Raw genomic sequence first — 16,562 nt, 5'->3', positions numbered from 1 at the left:
GGGCGCTGACCACAATCCAAACACCGTGCTGAGCCGGCCCGGGTGCGCGGGGGGTGTGAGTTCGACGACGTCACGCCCCGTCGCTGTCGCCCACCTGGTCGAAGTCGACCCGATCGTCGTCGGGGCGACCGGACGAAGGCTTGACAGGCCAAATCCTGCAACGTGCAATATATTGCATGTCTCTAGCTGACTTCGACCGTTACCCGTTGCTCTTCGGTCCGAGCCCGATCCACCCGTTGGACCGGCTGAGCCGCCACCTGGGCGGCGCCCGGATCTGGGCGAAGCGGGAAGACTGCAACAGCGGACTGGCCTTCGGCGGCAACAAGACCCGCAAGCTGGAGTATCTGGTGGCCGACGCCCTGGCCCACGGCGCGGACACCCTGGTCAGCATCGGTGGCGTGCAGTCCAACCACACCCGTCAGGTGGCCGCCGTCGCCGCCCGGGCCGGCCTGCGGGCCGTGCTGGTGCAGGAGAGCTGGGTGGACTGGCCGGACCCGGTCAACGACAAGGTCGGCAACATCCTGCTGTCGCGGATCATGGGCGCCGAGGTGCGCCTCGCGCCGGACGGTTTCGGCATCGGCGTCAAGGAGAGTTGGCAGCGGGCGCTTGAGGAGGTCCGGGCCGGCGGCGGCGTGCCGTACGCGATCCCCGCCGGGGCGTCCGACCACCCGTTGGGTGGGCTCGGCTTCGCCAACTGGGCCTACGAGGTCCAGCGACAGGAGCGGGAGCTGGGGGTCTTCTTCGACACCATTGTCGTCTGCAGCGTCACCGGCAGCACCCAGGCGGGGATGATCGCCGGTTTCGCCGGCCAGGACCGGCCCCGGCGGGTGCTCGGCATCGACGCCTCGGCCACGCTCGACGAGACCCGGGCCCAGGTGGAGAAGATCGCCCGTGACACCGCCGGGCGGATCGGTCTCGGGCGCGACCTGCGCGACGACGAGATCACCGTGCTGCCGGGCTGGGCGGGAGACCGCTACGGCATCCCGATCCAGTCCACCCTGGACGCGATCCGGCTCACCGGCCGACTGGAAGGCATGATCATCGACCCCGTGTACGAGGGCAAGTCGATGGCGGCGCTGATCGACCTCGTCCGTACCCGGGACATCCCCGCCGACGCCACCGTCCTCTACGCCCACCTTGGCGGGCAACCGGCCCTGAACGCCTACCACTCGCTCTTCAGCTGACTGCCACACGTTCGCTCAGCCGTCGGTGAGGCGGTCGGCGCGGGTGTTCAGGTACCGCTGCTGCGCCAGATTCGTGGCCTGCGCGGCGGCCGTCCGGTACTCGGCGCGGGCCGCCGCCGGGTCGCCGCGGCGTTCCAGCAGATGCGCGCGTACGGCGGGCAGCCGCGCGTCCCGGGCCAACCGACCGTCGGCGGCCACCTTCTCGACAAGCGCCAGCCCCGCGTCGGGACCGTCCGCCATGGCCACCGCGACGGCACGGTTCAGTGCGACCAGGGGACTGGCGTCCATCGCCGTCAGCACCTCGTACAGCATCGCGATCTGCGGCCAGTCGGTCTGCTCCGGGCCGGACGCCTCGTCGTGCAGGGCGGCGATGGCGGCCTGGACCTGGTAGGGCCCGGGAGACCCGCGGCGCAGCGCCTCGACCACCAGCGCGGTGCCCTCGGCTATCTGATCGGCACGCCAGCGGGAGCGGTCCTGTTCGGCCATCGGGATCAGTTCGCCGTACGGACCGGTGCGCGCCGGTGCGCGGGCGTCGGTGAGCAGCAGCAACGCCAGCAGGCCGGTCACCTCGGCGGCGTCGGGCATGGTCCGGCGCAGCAGCCGGGCCAGCCGGATCGCCTCGGCGCACAGGTCGGCGCGGAGCAGCCCGGGCCCGGATGTGCTCGCGTACCCCTCGTTGAAGATCAGATAGAGCACCCGGAGCACGGTCGCCAGCCGCCCCGGAAGCTCGGCCGGGTCGGGCATCGCGAAGGGCAGGCCGCTGTCGCGGATACGCTGCTTGCCCCGGCTGATCCGCCGGGTCATGGTCTGCTCCGGCACCAGGAACGCCCGGGCCACCTCCGCCGTGCTCAACCCGCCGACCGCCCGCAGGGTCAACGCGACCTGCGCGGCCGGGGACAGCGACGGATGGCAGCACAGGAACAGCAGGATCAGACTGTCGTCGGAGTCCGTGCTCCGATGACCCGACGGTGCCAGCCGCCATTCGGCCACCACGCGCTGGCCGACGACGTCCTCCCGCTGCCGTCGCGCCTGCTCGGCCCGGAGCAGGTCGGTTAGCCGCCGCGACGCCACCGTGATCAGCCAGCCTCGAGGGTTCGCCGGTAGACCGTCCCGGGGCCAGCGGGTGGCCGCCGCGATCAGCGCCTCCTGGGTGGCGTCCTCGGCGGTGTCGAAGTGCCCGTAGCGGCGGACGAGCGCGCCGAGGACCTGCGGCGCCAGGCGGCGCAGCAGGTCCTCGACGGTCGGTTCACTCATCAGACGAGGTCGTCGATGCCCTCGGCGATCGGACGCACGTCGACGTACTCGCCGGGGTTGTCCGGGTTGACCAGCATGGCGGCGATCTCGGCGGCCCGGTCGAAGCTGGCGCACTCGACCACCGTGTACCCGGCCAGGACCTCCTGCGTCTCCGGGTACGGACCATCGGTGACCATCGCCGCGCCGTCGCGCACCTGGACCCGACGGGCGTGCACCGGCGCGGTGAGCCCCTGGGCGTCCACCAGTTCACCGGCGTCGGCGAGGTCCCGGTGCACCCTGCCCATGTGCGCGTGCATCGCGGCCACCTGCTCGGCCGACATCGCCGGCCGGTCGGAGCCGTGCCCGGCCATCGCGTCGTAGTCCCGCTGCGAGCCGTACAGCATGATCATGTATTTCACGGCGTCTCCCTCTCCCGCCCGCCACCGTCGTGGTGCCGGTTCATCGGGGACGTCGGAGCCGGATGTGCGTACCGGACACCGACCACCGCACCATAGGCCGTCTTTCGGCGACCGGCCGGGAGAGCGGATGGAACACGCGCGACTGAACCGGACGGGGCGGTAAGGCGTACCTGACGGCAACGGGCGTGACGGTCGTACCGTCGGGGTACAGGACCGGCGACGTCGAGGCGGGAGGCGTGCGGTGGCGGCAGGTGGGCGAGGGTTACGCCGGGGCAGACTCGCCGGCCTGACGGTGGCGCTGGTGGCGGCGGCCGCCTGCATGGTGGAGCCGGTGGGCGGGCCGGCGGACCCGAACGGGCAGCCGCAACCGGCCGAGCCGACGGCGGAGGTGACCCGCGCCGACGGCACCGACACCGTGGAGGAGTTCCGCCAGGACGTGTCCGACGCGCAGCGGCTCGCCGAGTTGTACTGGGCCGACCAGTTCGAGGCCTCGGGGCAGTCCTTCCGGCCGATCAGGCAGGTCCTGCCGTACCAGCGCGACGGTGAGGTCTCCTGCGGTGGTCAGGAGGTGCCCCGCAACAACGCGGTCTACTGCACCGTCGACGACTACATCGCGTACGACATCAACTGGTCGTTCGGCGCCTTCCGGCAGATCGGCGACGCGTTCGTGTTCTACCTGCTCGGGCACGAGTACGCGCACGGCATCCAGACCCGGCTGGGCATCCGGTACAACTTCACCATCCAGCAGGAACTACAGGCCGACTGCATGGCCGGGGCGTTTCTCGGCGACTCGGTCCGGTCCGACCGGCTCACCCTGGAAGAAGGTGACCTCGACGAGTTCAACGACGGACTGCTCGCCGTCGGCGACGACCCGGGTCAACCGTGGTTCGCCGAGGGCTCCCACGGCACCCCCGAGCAGCGCTCCGAGGCGTTCTTCCGGGGCTACGAACGGTCCCTGACCGCCTGCGACCTCGGTTGAGAAAGGTCACTGCGCCGAGCGCCGGAGCACCGTCGGCTGACAGGATTCACCGGTCAACCGAGCCCGAGGAGGATCCGGTGAGCAGCACCCGTCCAGCCGCCGTGCTCTTCGACATGGACGGCACCCTGGTCGACAGCGAGCGGTTGTGGGACGTCGCGCTGGCCGAACTGGCGCAGCGGTACGGCGGCACCCTCTCCGCCGACGCCCGGCGCGCGATCGTCGGCACGGGCATGGCCGACTCGATGCGGATCCTGCACGACGACCTGGGGCAGCCGCACCGGGATCCGCGGACCAGCGCGGAATGGATCAACGCGCGGATCCTGGAGCTGTTCCGCACCGGGTTGCGGTGGCGGCCGGGGGCGCTGGCGCTGCTCGGCGCGGTCCGGCAGGCGCGGATCCCGACGGCCCTGGTCACCTCCAGCGGGCGGGCCCTGGTCGAGATCGCCCTGGACACCCTCGGCCGCGACAGCTTCGACGTGGTGGTCTGCGGCGACGAGGTCGACGCGACGAAGCCGCATCCCGAGCCGTACCTGACGGCCGCCCGGCTGCTCGGGGTACCCATCGACAGGTGCGTGGCGATCGAGGACTCGGCGACCGGGGTGGCCAGCGCGGTCGCCGCCGGGGCCGCGGTGCTGGCCGTGCCCGCCGAGGTGCCGCTGGCACCCACCGACGGCGTACACCAGCTGGAGAGCCTGCTGCTGGCCGACCTGGAACTGCTGGCGGAGCTGCTGCGTCCAGCCGCCACCCCGGGCTGACCGAGCAGGCCCCCGGCGCAACGCCCGTCGCGTCGCACCGGGGGCCCGCCTTACCGGTCAGTCGTGCGCGATGGCGCCCAGCACGTTGATCCGGGCGGCCCGGATCGCCGGCAGCGCCGCCGCGACCACGCCGATGATCGCGGCCAGGCCGAGGAAGACACCCATCTGGCCCCACGGCAGCACCAGTCTGTTGATGCCCTCGTCGCGCAGGGCCTCCACCACCGCGGCACCCAGGCCGGCGCCGACCACCACGCCGAGCAGCGCGCCGAACACCGAGATCACCACCGCTTCCACAGTGATCATCCCCATGGTCTGCGACCGGCGCAGGCCGATGGCACGCAGCAGACCCAGCTCCCGGGTCCGTTCCAGCACCGACAGGGCGAGGGTGTTGACGATGCCGAGCACCGCGATCACGATGGCCAGCGCCAGCAGGATCTGGATCATCTGCAGCAGCCCGTCGAGCTGCCCGGCCTGCTGTTCGATGAACGCGTCGCGGTCGGCCACCGAGACCTCCGGGCTGTCCGCCAGCAGCGCCTCCACCCGGGGCAGCACGTCGGCCGCCCGGACCCCCGACTCCAGCTGGAGGTAACCCTGGATGGGCTGCGGGATGGAGAAGTCACGCGCCGCCTCGGCGGGCAACGTCACGCCGCCGAACAGCGGGGTGCTCTCGTAGATGCCGGTGACCGTGTAGCTGCGTTCGTCGCCCCGGGCCAACTGCACCGGCACGGTCGAGCCGACCGACAGGCCACGCGACTCCGCCGCGTCCGAGCTGATCAGCATCTGGCCCGGTCCCAGCCGCCCGATGTCCCCGGCGGTCGCGGTGAGGCCGAACATCTCCACCAGCGCGCTCGGTTCGCTGCTGGCACCGACCCAGGTGCGCTCGCCGCCGACCAGCGCCATGTCGCCGTACTCGCCGTCGACGAGGCGGACGCCGGGGATGGCCTTCGCCTCGTCCAGCACCGCCGGGTCGAACGTCGGCGGGCGCGGACCGGACTGTGCCCCGGCGATCACCAGTTCGGCGCTGATGCTGTCCTGCGCCAGCCCGCTGATGCTGCTCTTGGCCGAGTCCAGGATCACCGTGATGCCGGTGACCAGGGCGATGCCCACCATCAGCGCGGCCGCGGTGATCGCGGTGCGGCGCGGGTTGCGACCGGAGTTGAGCCGGCCCAGCTTGCCCGGCACCCAGCCGGAGAAGACCGATCCCAGCGCCGCCACCACCGGACGACTGATCAGGGGCGTCAGCAGGGCCACCCCGATGAAGGAGAACAGCACGCCACCGAGGATGGTGGCCAGCGTGCTGTCACCGGCGTGCCCGCCCAGACCGAGGAAGAGCAGGGTGGCGCCGATCGCGGTGACCAGCGCACCGCCGACGGTCACCTTGGTCAACGGCCGGTCCGGCGTCGCCACGTCCTGCATCGCCGCGATCGGTGGGATCCGCGCGGCCCGCAGCGCCGGCAGCAGCGCCGCCAACACCGTGATCACCAGGCCGACACCGAACGCGCCGATCACCGCCGACGCCGGCACCCCGACCCCGGCGAGGGCCAGCCCGCCGGCGAGGTTGCCGAACAGGTACGCCAGCAGCGCGCCGATGCCGATGCCGGCGGCCAGGCCGAACACCGAGGCGATCAGCCCGACGGCGATCGCCTCCAGCACCACCGAGCCGATGATCTGCTTGCCGCTGGCGCCGACCGCGCGCAGCAACGCCAGTTCCCGGGTGCGCTGCGCCACGATGATCGAGAAGGTGTTGAGGATCAGGAACGTCCCGACCAGCAGGGCCACCGCGGCGAAGCCGAGCAGGATCCGGTTGAAGAAGGACAGTCCCTCCTTCAGACCGGCGGCGGCGTCGGCGGAGAGCTGCTCGCCGGTCTTGACCACGTAGCCGTCGCCGACCGCCGCGGCCACCGCGTCACGCAGCTGCTCGTCGGAGACCCCGTCGGCGGCGGTGGCCACCACGTTGCTGAACACGTCCGACTCGCCGAGCATCAGCTGCTGCGCCACGGGAGTGGTGAACATGACCTCGTTCGCGCCGCCGAGGGAGTCCCGGTCGCCGCTGTAACCGAAGATGCCGACGATCGTGAACTCCTTGCGCGGCTGGAGGGTGAGCACGCCCACCCGGTCGCCGACCGCCACCCGCCCGGCGTCCGCCAGGCCCTTGTTGATCACGATCTCGTCGTCGGCCTGCGGCTCCCGACCCTCGCGCAACCGCACCAGGTCGCTCTCGCCGGTCCAGTTCCCACCCAACTGCGGCGGCCCGAACGAGGTGACGACCTTGCCGTTGCTGCCGATCAACCGGGCCCCGTCGGCGGTGACCACCCCGGTCGCCTCGGCCACCCCGTCCACCGAGCGCACCGTCTCCACCGTGGCCGCCGGGAACGGGGTGGCGAGCTGCTCGCCCTCCAGCTCGCCGAGCTCCAGCTTCGGCTTGGCGGCCACGTTGACGTCGACCTCGGCGTACGCGTCGGCGAACAGCGAGTCGAAGGAACGGCCCAGGGTGTCGGTGAGGACGAAGGCGCCGGAGACGAACATGACGCCGAGCACCACGGCCAGGCCGGACAGGATCAGCCGGACCTTGCGGGCCAGCAGACTCTTCAAGGTTGCCCGGAACATCAGCCGGCCACCTCGGCGGGCGTGTCCAGCTTCTTCATCGTGTCCAGCACCGTGTCCGCGGTCGGCTCGATCAGCTCCGAGACGATCTGCCCGTCGGCGAGGAACACCACCCGGTCGGCGTACGCGGCCGCCGTCGGATCGTGGGTCACCATCACGATCGTCTGCCTGTGCTGGCGTACCGAGTCGCGCAGGAAGTTCAGCACCTCCGCGCCGGAGCGCGAGTCGAGGTTGCCGGTCGGCTCGTCCGCGAAGATCACCTCGGGGCGGGCCACCAGGGCCCGGGCGCAGGCCACCCGCTGCTGCTGGCCGCCGGACAACTGCGCCGGCCGGTGACCCAACCGGTCCCGCAGGCCCACCGTGTCGATCACGACGTCGAACCAGGCCGGGTCCGGCTTCCGGCCGGCGATCGACAGCGGAAGCAGGATGTTCTCCTTGGCGGTCAACGTCGGCAGCAGGTTGAACTGCTGGAAGATGAAGCCGACCTTGTCGCGGCGCAGCTTCGTCAGACCCGCGTCACCGAGCCCGGTGACGGTGGTCTCACCGATCTCCACGGTCCCCCTGGTCACCGAGTCCAACCCGGCCAGGCAGTGCATCAACGTCGACTTACCTGAGCCCGACGGGCCCATGATCGCCGTGAACCGTCCGCGCTCGAACTCCGCACTGACCCCCCGCAGGGCGATGACCTGCGCCTCGCCGCTGCCGTACACCTTCCACACGTCGCTTGCCCGGGCTGCGGCCGATGCCGACTGGCCTGTGGTAGCGGTCACGTCACGTACCTCTCCGTCGCGTCAGCTCGCACCGCCCCCGCTGGACCGGTGCGAATCAATCATCTGTGCTGCCCACCGCCGATCCGTCCGACTCCGGGCGGAGCCGGAACGGATTTATGGCTGCGGGTACCCCCCAACCGACGTCAGGGTTGTCCCCGACTCCGGCAACTGTCGCCATCCGCCGCCGGTGTTCACGGTCATCCTGGACGTTGCCGTCGCGTGAGGGTCAACCGTTTTCCACCGCAGGCCGTCACGGTAGGTGACCGATGCAACGCCGACGTTAACCGCCAGGTCGGACCAGGCCCGACTCGTACGCCAGCACCACGGCCTGCACCCGGTCGCGCAGTCCCAGCTTGGTCAACACGTGCCCGACGTGGGTCTTGATGGTGGTCTCGCTGACCGACAGCGCCCGGGCGATCTCGGCGTTCGACAGGCCGCGAGCGACCTGCACGAGCACCTCCCGCTCCCGTTCGGTGAGCGCGCCCAACGCCTTCGACGGGGTCGCGGACGGGTCCGGCAGTACGTCGGCGAACCGGTCCAGCAGCCGACGGAGGATCCGCGGCGCCACCACCGCGTCACCGGCGGCCACCGTGTGGATCGCGGTGACCAGGTCCTCCGCCGGCACGTCCTTGGCCAGGAAGCCGCTCGCCCCGGCCCGCAGCGCACCCACCACGTACTCGTCCAGGTCGAAGGTGGTCAGGATGAGCACCCGCACCGGCAACCGGGCGTCCACGATCGCCCGGGTGGCGCTCACCCCGTCCATCCGGGGCATCCTGATGTCCATCAGCACCACGTCCGGCAACAACCGGCGGGACAGCTCCACCGCCTCCACCCCGTCGCCGGCCTCCGCGACGATGTCCAGGTCGGCCTCCGCGCCGAGGACCATCCGGAAGCCGGTACGCAGCAGCGGCTGGTCGTCGGCGAGCAGGATCCGCACCGGTCGGGCACGTGGCGTCGCATCGGCCATCTGGTCCTCCCTGTCGACTGCACCGCTCACCAGGCCCACCTCACCGTCGGCTCGACTCCGGTAGCGGTTCGACCGGAATCCGGGCGTACACCCGGTAGCCACCACCGCTTCGCGCGCCGGTACGCAGGATCCCACCGTAGAGGCCGACCCGTTCCCGCATCCCGACCAGTCCGTGCCCGATCCGATCGGTGTCCGGTGACGGCCCGCGACCGGTGTCGGTGACCTCGACCTCCACCGCGTCGCCACCGAAACCCACCCGCACCTGCGCGGTCGCCGTCCCGGCATGCTTGAGCGCGTTGGTCAGCGCCTCCTGCACGATCCGGTACACGGTCAGCGCCACTCCCTCCTCCAACTGCCCGGGCTGTCCGGTCACCGTCAACGTCACCGGCAGCCCGGCCTCGCGGACCTGATCGGTGAGCGCCTCGATGCCGGCCAGACCCGGTTGCGGCGCCAACTCCGCCGCCGGCTCGGTCTCGGTACGCAGCACGTCGAGCAGCCGGCGCAGCTCCCGCAGGGTCGCCCGGCTGGTCTCCTCGATGGTGGCCATCGCCTCGTCGGCGCTGTCCGGGTCGCGGCGCAGCACCCGGCGCACCCCCGTCGCCAGCACCCCCATCACGCTCACGTGGTGGGCCACCACGTCGTGCAGCTCCCGCGCGATCCGGCGCCGCTCGTCCGCGACCGCCTGTTCGGCCAGCGCCCGTTGATTGGCCTCGGCGACCCGGGCCCGCTCCCGCAGCGCCTCGGTGGAGGAGCGGCGCGCGTGCACCGCCCGGCCCACCGAGAACGACACGATCCCCACCAGGATGTTGTTCGCGATCAGGAACGCCGAACCGACCTGCGGAATGCCCACCGGCGGCACCAGCGCGTTCACCACCGCCACCGGAAGCCACAGCCCCACCGCCGCCACCAGTGCCGGACGTACCGGACGATAGGCCGCCATCGTGTAGGTGAGCACCACGAAGGTGAGGCTCTGGGTGGTCGGCGCCACCTTGATGACGACCGGGAACAGCAGGGTGGCCAACGCGGCCAGCAGCGCCGGCCACGGCGCCACCCGGCGCAGCACGACCGGTGCCGCGCACAACACACTCCACCCCAACGCCGTCGGAAACGGTCGCGGCCAGAACTCCCGGGGAGTGAGCAGGGTGAACAGCACCTCGCCCAGCACCAGAGCGACGGCCAGCAGCGAGTCACCGGCCGCCGGACTGCGACGCAGCCACTCCCTCAGCGCGCTACCCACGCCCCGACGCTAACCGCCCATGCCGCCGAAAGATCGTCTTGTGTGGTGACTCGTTCCTCATCCCCGGGAAGGAGAGCGCCTACTCGTCCGCACCGGGTGGCGCGGGGGAGGACCGGGCGTCGCGCATCGGATCAGGCGTCGCCGCCGGCTCCGGAAACGGCGGCGGAGTCCCTCCGAAGCTGGGACAGCGGGTCTGGTGACTGCACCAGTCGCACAGCCGGCTCGGGCGCGGCCGGAAATCCCGGGCGGCAGTGGCCTGCTCGATCGCCCGCCACAGCGCCACCACCGTCCGCTCGAAGCGCACCAGCTCCTCGGCGTCGGGGGCGTAGTCGCACACCTCGGCGTCCTTGAGGTAGAGCAGTCGCAACACCCGGGGGACCACGCCACGGGTGCGCCACAGCACCAGGGCGTAGAACTTCAACTGGAACAGGGCCCGCGCCTCGAACGCCTCCCGTGGGGCACCGCCGGTCTTGTAGTCCACCACCCGCAGCGCGCCGTCGGGAGCCACGTCGAGCCGGTCGAGGTAGCCGCGGATCAGCAGCTCGTCGTCGACCACGGCGGAGATCAGGCTCTCCCGCTCGGCCGGCTCCAGCCGGCGCGGATCCTCCACCGCGAAGTAGCCATCCAGCAGGGCCGACGCCGAGCGGAGGAACTCCGTGGCGGCCGACGGGTCGTCATCGGCGAACAGCCCGGCCAGCTCGGGCTGCTCGGTGACCAGGTGCTCCCACTGGCCGGGCACCAGGTCACCGGCGGCCTGCGGAGTGCGGGCGGCCGGCGGCAGGTCGAACAACCGCTCCAGCACCGCGTGCACCAGCGTGCCCCGCGCCTGCTCCACACTGGGCCGCTCAGGCAGCCGGTCGATGCTGCGGAACCGGTAGAGCAGCGGGCAGGTCTTGAAATCCGCCGCCCGCGACGGTGACAGCGAGGCCCGCACCGTCGCCGGCGGCTGCGTCGGGGTCGGGGTCGGGGTCGGGGTCGGGGTCTGCTGAGTGATCACCGGATCCGCCGTCATGCCCCGGAAGGTTAGGCCACCGGTGTGACAGGCCGACCGCCGCCGCTCCGGTACGTGATCTCCCGCCGCGTAGCATCAGCCCGATGGAACAGCGCAGGCGAGCCGGTGCCGGCCAGCGCCCCGGCATCCGGGTGGGCCGGATCCTCGGGGTGCCGCTGTACCTGAACGCCTCGATCCTGCTGCTCGCCCTCCTGATCACGGTCCTGTACGGCGAACTGGCCGGTCAACGGCTGCAACTGTCCCCGCTCGGCGGCTACCTCGTCGGCGCCGGGTTCGTCGTCGCGCTGCTCGGCTCGGTGCTGGCCCACGAACTCGGTCACGCCCTCACCGCCCGCCGCTTCGGCATCGGGGTGCGCGGCATCACCCTGGAACTGCTCGGCGGGTACACCGAGATGGACCGCGACGCGCCCTCACCGCGGGTGGACCTGCTGGTGTCACTGGCCGGACCCGCCGTCTCCGCCGTGCTCGGCGCGGCCGCCGTGGCCGCCACGCTGGCCCTGCCCGACCGTACCGTGGCCGACCAGCTCGCCTTCCAACTCGCCGCGAGCAACGTCATCGTCGCGCTGTTCAACATCCTGCCCGGGTTGCCGCTGGACGGCGGTCGGGCGTTGCGCGCGGTGGTCTGGGCGCTGACCCGGGACCGGCACCGGGCCACCGAGGTGGCCGGTTGGGCCGGACGGATTCTGGCCGTCGGCACCGCGCTGCTGGTGGCGGCGCTCTACGCGGTAGACGTGCTGAGCCTGCTGGCGCTGCCGTTGACGGCACTCGTCGCCCTCACCCTCTGGCACGGTGCCGGACAGTCGATCCGGATGTCCCGCATCGGCCGTCGGCTCCCCCTGGTCGACCTGACCACCCTCGCCCGCCCGGTGCACACCGTGCCCACCGGCACCCCGCTGGCCGAGGCGCAGCGCCGAGCCGCGCCGACCCGCCCGGTCACCGAACCGCAGCACGCGGCCGCGCTGCTGGTGACCGACTCCGCCGGCCGGCCGGTGGCCCTGGTCGACCCGGTCGCCGCCGCGGCGGTGCCGGAGGCCCGCCGGCCCTGGTTGGCCGTGGACGCCGTCGCCCGTACCCTCGCCGACCTGCCGACCATCCCGGTGGACACGGACGGCGAACGGGTGCTGGAGACCGTACAGGCCCACCCGGGCGCACAGTACGTGGTGACCGCAGGCGAAGATGTCGTCGGCGTTCTGCACATCGCGGATCTGGCTCAACTGCTCGAACCTCACCGGAAGATGAACACGTGACCGTCACCCACTCCGCCCACCCGGCCAGCGACCTCCCCGAGGAGAAGGTGACGCCGCCCGCCGTGCGCCGCGGGCCGTTCCAGCCCGGCGACCGGGTGCAGCTGACCGACCCCAAGGGGCGGATGCACACGGTGACCCTGGAACCGGGCAGGGAGTTCCACACCCACCGGGGCATCCTGGCGCACGACGCGCTGATCGGCCTGCCCGACGGCAGCGTGGTGAGCACCTCCGGTGGCGGCACCGCGTTCCTCGCGCTGCGTCCACTGCTGTCGGACTACGTGCTCTCCATGCCGCGCGGCGCTCAGGTGATCTACCCCAAGGACGCCGCGCAGATCGTCGCCATGGGCGACATCTTCCCCGGCGCCAAGGTGCTCGAGGCCGGTGCCGGCTCCGGAGCGTTGAGCTGCTCGCTGCTGCGCGCGGTGGGTGACGCCGGGGAACTGCACTCCTACGAGCTGCGCGACGACTTCGCCCAGATCGCCCGACGAAACGTCGAGTCGTTCTTCCGCGGCCCGCACCCGGCCTGGCACCTGCATGTCGGTGACGTCGCCGAGTGCCGCGAGACCGGTTTCGACCGGATCATCCTGGACATGCTCACCCCCTGGGAGAACCTCGACATGGTCGAACGCGCGCTGCTGCCCGGCGGCGTGTTCATCGGCTACGTGGCCACCACCCCCCAGCTGTCCGAGCTGGTGGAGGCATTGCGCGAGCGCGGCGGCTGGACCGAGCCGCGGGCCTGGGAGTCACTGGTCCGGGACTGGCACGCCGAAGGGCTGGCGGTCCGCCCCGACCACCGGATGATCGCCCACACCGCGTTCCTCGTCTCCGCGCGTAAGCTCGCCCCCGGAGTCACCGCTCCGCCACGGCGTCGCAAGCCCAGCAAGGGCACCGAGGCATACGCGCAACGCCGCCAGGCGCTACGCGAGGCGGAGGCGGCCCGGCAGGCCACGGTGGTGGCGCACGACGCGCCGGCCGGGCAGACACCACCCGACGTGACGCGGGAGACGGACAGGCCGTGACGGCGGAAGGGGCGGCTGGGAGTGAGCGGGCTGATCCGGGGCGGGTTCGGCGGCGGCCCGACGTGGCGGCGTGAGCGGGCGGTGGACCGTCGGCGTGATCCGGCCCACGCCCGGGCCGGCGCCGGGTGGGACGAGGTGAGCCGATGAGTCGTCCCGGCTTCGGCGGCGGCGACCTGCCGGCCGTGTTTCCCGACTGGTCGCCGTACACCGACCTGGAATCGGCGGCGCGCGCCTACCTGCGTGACCCCGACGTCGCCCTGGAGGCGCTCGGCGGCGTCCTGCGCGGGGCCTCGGTGCTCGGCTTCACCCTGGAACGTTTCGTCAACGAGGTGAACGGAGTGTGGCAGGAGGTCGTCGTCTGCGACGGCAGCCGCCTGGTGCTCTGGCACGGCGAGGACGTGCCACCGGGGGAGGGACCGCCGGGCTCGATGACCTCCTCGCTGCGGGTGGTGCCGGTCTCCTCGGTCACCGAGGTCGGCTGCCGACGCCGGCTGTTCCGCCACGACAACGGCGAGATCCGGGTCGACAGCATCGACGTGTACCTGCTGCTGACCTCGCTGGACGAGTCGCCGCCGAGCGAGGAGACCGCCGGTGGGCCGCGCCACGACGCCCTGCGTTTCGGCAAGACCCTCGACGACGGCGGTGCCGGGCAGATCGCCCGGTTGGAGGAGTTCGCCCGGCTGGTCGCCTCGGTGGTCGGTCGCCCGTTGCTGTAGCCCGACCGGATGACGCCGGGATCAGCGGGTCAGTCCTCGGCCTCCGGGCCGGCTACCTCGACGCCGTCGCCGCCGCGGACGACGTGGATGCACTCGCCCGGGCACTCCTTCGCCGAGTCGATCACCTCGAGGCGCAGGTGCTCCGGCACGTCGACCCGGCCGCCCGGCGCCTGCACCAGCTCGCCGTCGGGCCCCTTGACGTAGGCCAACCCGTCGACGTCGAACTCGAAGACCTCCGGCGCGTACTGCACGCACAGCCCGTCGCCCGTGCACAGATCCTGGTCGACCCAGACCTGCAACTGGTCGGTCGCGACCTCGGCCACCGGCGCACCCCCCATGTTCTCCCGTCCCACCCCTCGACGGTACCCGAATGCCCGTACCCGCCCGTCGACCCACCCTTGGCGATCAAGCTTCGGTGACGGGCGCGTTGCGGAGGACCGAATCGGGCTCATAGCGGCTAGTGTTAGGTCAGAACGTTCAAGCCCCCCGGGGAGGTGGGACGTGGCACGCAGCGACGACGCGGACTCGCGCGCCGCACGGTGGGAGAAGGAGGCCCACGATCTCTCCACGCAGGTCGCGTTCCTTCAAGAGGAACTCGCTCTGGTGCGGCGCAAGTTGACCGAGAGCCCCCGACACGTCCGGCAGCTCGAAGAGCGGCTGGCCGCCACCCAGGCGCAGTTGGCGCGGCTGACCGAGAACAACGAACGGCTCGTGAGCACCCTCAAGGAGGCTCGCGCGCAGATCGTGACGCTCAAGGAGGAGATCGACCGGCTCGCTCAACCCCCAAGTGGCTACGGTGTCTTTCTGGCCCGGCACGACGACGGCACGGTCGACGTCTTCACCGGCGGACGGAAACTGCGGGTGGCCGTCTCGCCCTCGCTCGACGTCGACGAGCTGCGGCGTGGCCAGGAGGTCCTGCTCAACGACGCGCTCAACATCGTCGACGCGTTCGGCTACGAGCGGGTCGGCGAGGTGGTCATGCTCAAGGAGATCCTCGCCGGTCCCGAAGGCGCGCCGGGCGACCGGGCGCTGGTGGTCTCGCACTCCGACGAGGAACGCATCGTCCACCTGGCCGAGACCCTGATCGGCAGTCCGATCCGGGCCGGCGACTCGCTCATGATCGAACCTCGCTCGGCGTACGCGTACGAGCGGATTCCCAAGAGCGAGGTCGAGGAACTCGTGCTGGAGGAGGTGCCCGACGTCGACTACACCGACATCGGGGGCCTGCACTCCCAGATCGAGCAGATCCGCGACGCCGTGGAACTGCCGTTCCTGCACGCGGACCTGTTCCGGGAGCACCAGCTGCGTCCGCCGAAGGGCATCCTGCTCTACGGCCCGCCCGGCTGCGGTAAGACGCTCATCGCCAAGGCGGTCGCCAACTCGCTCGCCAAGAAGATCGCCGAGCGGCGGGGCGAGGAGAAGCACACCAGCTTCTTCCTCAACATCAAGGGTCCCGAGCTGCTCAACAAGTACGTCGGTGAGACCGAGCGGCACATCCGACTGATCTTCCAGCGGGCCCGGGAGAAGGCCGGTGAGGGCACGCCGGTCATCGTCTTCTTCGACGAGATGGACTCGGTCTTCCGCACCCGCGGCTCCGGTGTCTCCTCCGACGTGGAGAACACCATCGTGCCGCAGCTGCTCAGCGAGATCGACGGTGTCGAAGGGCTGGAGAACGTCATCGTCATCGGCGCCTCCAACCGGGAAGACATGATCGACCCGGCGATCCTGCGACCGGGACGACTCGACGTGAAGATCAAGATCGAGCGTCCGGACGCCGAGGCGGCCAAGGACATCTTCTCCAAGTACATCCTCCCCGGCCTGCCGCTGCACGCCGACGACCTGGCCGAGCACGGCAGCGACGCCCAGGCCACCGTCGCCGCCATGATCGACGCGGTGGTGCTGCGGATGTACTCGGAGACGGAGGAGAACCGCTTCCTGGAGGTCACCTACGCCAACGGTGACAAGGAGGTCCTGTACTTCAAGGACTTCAACTCCGGCGCGATGATCCAGAACATCGTCGACCGGGGCAAGAAGATGGCCATCAAGGAGTTCCTCACCTCCGGTCGCAAGGGACTGCGCCTGCAGCACCTGCTCGACGCCTGCGTCGACGAGTTCCGCGAGAACGAGGACCTGCCCAACACCACGAACCCGGACGACTGGGCCCGCATCTCCGGCAAGAAGGGCGAGCGGATCGTCTACATCCGCACGCTCGTCTCCGGCGGCAAGGGCACCGAGGCCGGACGCTCCATCGAGACCGCGAGCAACACCGGCCAGTACCTCTGACCGACCGCCACCGGGCCCGCGACGCCACGCGTCGCGGGCCCGGTGCATACGTTGAGCGCGTCAGCCCCGCCAGCTGGGGAGGCTGGCGGCCCGGTGCCCAGCCTGGCCACCGCACCAGTGCCGACCGATAGCCGACC

14 protein-coding genes and 1 pseudogene are annotated in these 16,562 nt (G+C 71.4%); 7 read left to right on the top strand and 8 right to left on the bottom strand.

Annotated elements, in window-relative coordinates; genetic code table 11:
• Positions 1-176 precede the first annotated feature (176 nt).
• Complete coding sequence (locus V5O40_RS26380; protein ID WP_332907963.1) at positions 177-1,184, top strand: 1-aminocyclopropane-1-carboxylate deaminase; 1,008 nt, start codon at positions 177-179, stop codon at positions 1,182-1,184.
• Between the two features lie 15 nt (positions 1,185-1,199).
• Here V5O40_RS26380 and V5O40_RS26375 read toward each other — a convergent pair whose 3' ends face one another.
• Positions 1,200-2,438 (bottom strand): RNA polymerase sigma factor, encoded by a 1,239-nt coding sequence (locus V5O40_RS26375; protein WP_332907962.1) that lies wholly within the window; start codon positions 2,436-2,438, stop codon positions 1,200-1,202.
• The gene (locus V5O40_RS26370; protein ID WP_332907966.1) at positions 2,438-2,827 is read right to left on the bottom strand and encodes a YciI family protein; all 390 of its coding nucleotides are present in this window, start codon (positions 2,825-2,827) and stop codon (positions 2,438-2,440) included. Before V5O40_RS26370 ends, V5O40_RS26375 begins: the two co-directional genes overlap by 1 nt.
• 223 nt (positions 2,828-3,050) lie before the next feature.
• On the opposite strand from V5O40_RS26370, the pseudogene V5O40_RS26365 reads away from it, so the two are divergent.
• Positions 3,051-3,815 (top strand): annotated as a pseudogene (locus V5O40_RS26365) (neutral zinc metallopeptidase); the annotation flags it as partial.
• A gap of 101 nt (positions 3,816-3,916) precedes the next feature.
• Entirely contained in the window at positions 3,917-4,570 is a 654-nt protein-coding gene (locus V5O40_RS26360) for an HAD family hydrolase (protein WP_332907965.1), read from the top strand.
• A gap of 57 nt (positions 4,571-4,627) precedes the next feature.
• Here the strand turns inward: V5O40_RS26360 and V5O40_RS26355 are convergent, their stop codons facing one another.
• The 5 genes from V5O40_RS26355 to V5O40_RS26335 all read right to left on the bottom strand — a co-directional run bounded on the left by V5O40_RS26355 (position 4,628) and on the right by V5O40_RS26335 (position 11,160).
• Positions 4,628-7,177 carry an ABC transporter permease gene (locus V5O40_RS26355; RefSeq protein WP_332907961.1) on the bottom strand — a complete coding sequence of 850 codons (2,550 nt, stop codon included), beginning with the start codon at positions 7,175-7,177 and terminating at the stop codon, positions 4,628-4,630.
• The gene (locus V5O40_RS26350; protein WP_332907960.1) at positions 7,177-7,944 is read right to left on the bottom strand and encodes an ABC transporter ATP-binding protein; all 768 of its coding nucleotides are present in this window, start codon (positions 7,942-7,944) and stop codon (positions 7,177-7,179) included. Before V5O40_RS26350 ends, V5O40_RS26355 begins: the two co-directional genes overlap by 1 nt.
• Positions 7,945-8,224: 280 nt before the next feature.
• A complete protein-coding gene (locus tag V5O40_RS26345; protein ID WP_332907959.1) occupies positions 8,225-8,911 on the bottom strand; it encodes a response regulator transcription factor in 687 nt (228 codons plus the stop codon).
• Between the two features lie 40 nt (positions 8,912-8,951).
• Positions 8,952-10,148, bottom strand: coding sequence for a sensor histidine kinase (locus V5O40_RS26340; protein ID WP_332907958.1), 1,197 nt, complete (start codon positions 10,146-10,148; stop codon positions 8,952-8,954).
• 79 nt (positions 10,149-10,227) lie between these two features.
• Complete coding sequence (locus V5O40_RS26335) at positions 10,228-11,160, bottom strand: RecB family exonuclease (RefSeq protein WP_332907957.1); 933 nt, start codon at positions 11,158-11,160, stop codon at positions 10,228-10,230.
• 83 nt (positions 11,161-11,243) lie between these two features.
• Here V5O40_RS26335 and V5O40_RS26330 point away from each other — a divergent pair, with 83 nt between their 5' ends.
• The 3 genes from V5O40_RS26330 (at position 11,244) to V5O40_RS26320 (ending at position 14,142) form a co-directional block, all read left to right on the top strand.
• Positions 11,244-12,407 carry a M50 family metallopeptidase gene (locus V5O40_RS26330; protein ID WP_332907956.1) on the top strand — a complete coding sequence of 388 codons (1,164 nt, stop codon included), beginning with the start codon at positions 11,244-11,246 and terminating at the stop codon, positions 12,405-12,407.
• Positions 12,408-12,454: 47 nt separating this feature from the next.
• A complete protein-coding gene (locus V5O40_RS26325; protein WP_408631954.1) occupies positions 12,455-13,426 on the top strand; it encodes a tRNA (adenine-N1)-methyltransferase in 972 nt (323 codons plus the stop codon).
• Positions 13,427-13,569: 143 nt separating this feature from the next.
• Positions 13,570-14,142 carry a hypothetical protein gene (locus V5O40_RS26320; RefSeq protein ID WP_269741471.1) on the top strand — a complete coding sequence of 191 codons (573 nt, stop codon included), beginning with the start codon at positions 13,570-13,572 and terminating at the stop codon, positions 14,140-14,142.
• Between the two features lie 29 nt (positions 14,143-14,171).
• On the opposite strand, the gene V5O40_RS26315 is transcribed toward V5O40_RS26320, so the two are convergent.
• Positions 14,172-14,465 carry a ferredoxin gene (locus V5O40_RS26315; RefSeq protein WP_332907964.1) on the bottom strand — a complete coding sequence of 98 codons (294 nt, stop codon included), beginning with the start codon at positions 14,463-14,465 and terminating at the stop codon, positions 14,172-14,174.
• 178 nt (positions 14,466-14,643) lie between these two features.
• On the opposite strand from V5O40_RS26315, the gene arc reads away from it, so the two are divergent.
• The gene (gene arc / locus V5O40_RS26310; RefSeq protein WP_332907954.1) at positions 14,644-16,425 is read left to right on the top strand and encodes a proteasome ATPase; all 1,782 of its coding nucleotides are present in this window, start codon (positions 14,644-14,646) and stop codon (positions 16,423-16,425) included.
• The last annotated feature ends 137 nt before the right edge of the window (positions 16,426-16,562 follow it).

The organism is Micromonospora palythoicola (assembly GCF_036689795.1).
GTDB classification, from domain to species: domain Bacteria; phylum Actinomycetota; class Actinomycetes; order Mycobacteriales; family Micromonosporaceae; genus Micromonospora; species Micromonospora palythoicola.
The sequence above is the reverse complement of the archived record's forward strand: the minus strand, read 5'-3'. Positions and strand labels throughout refer to the sequence as shown.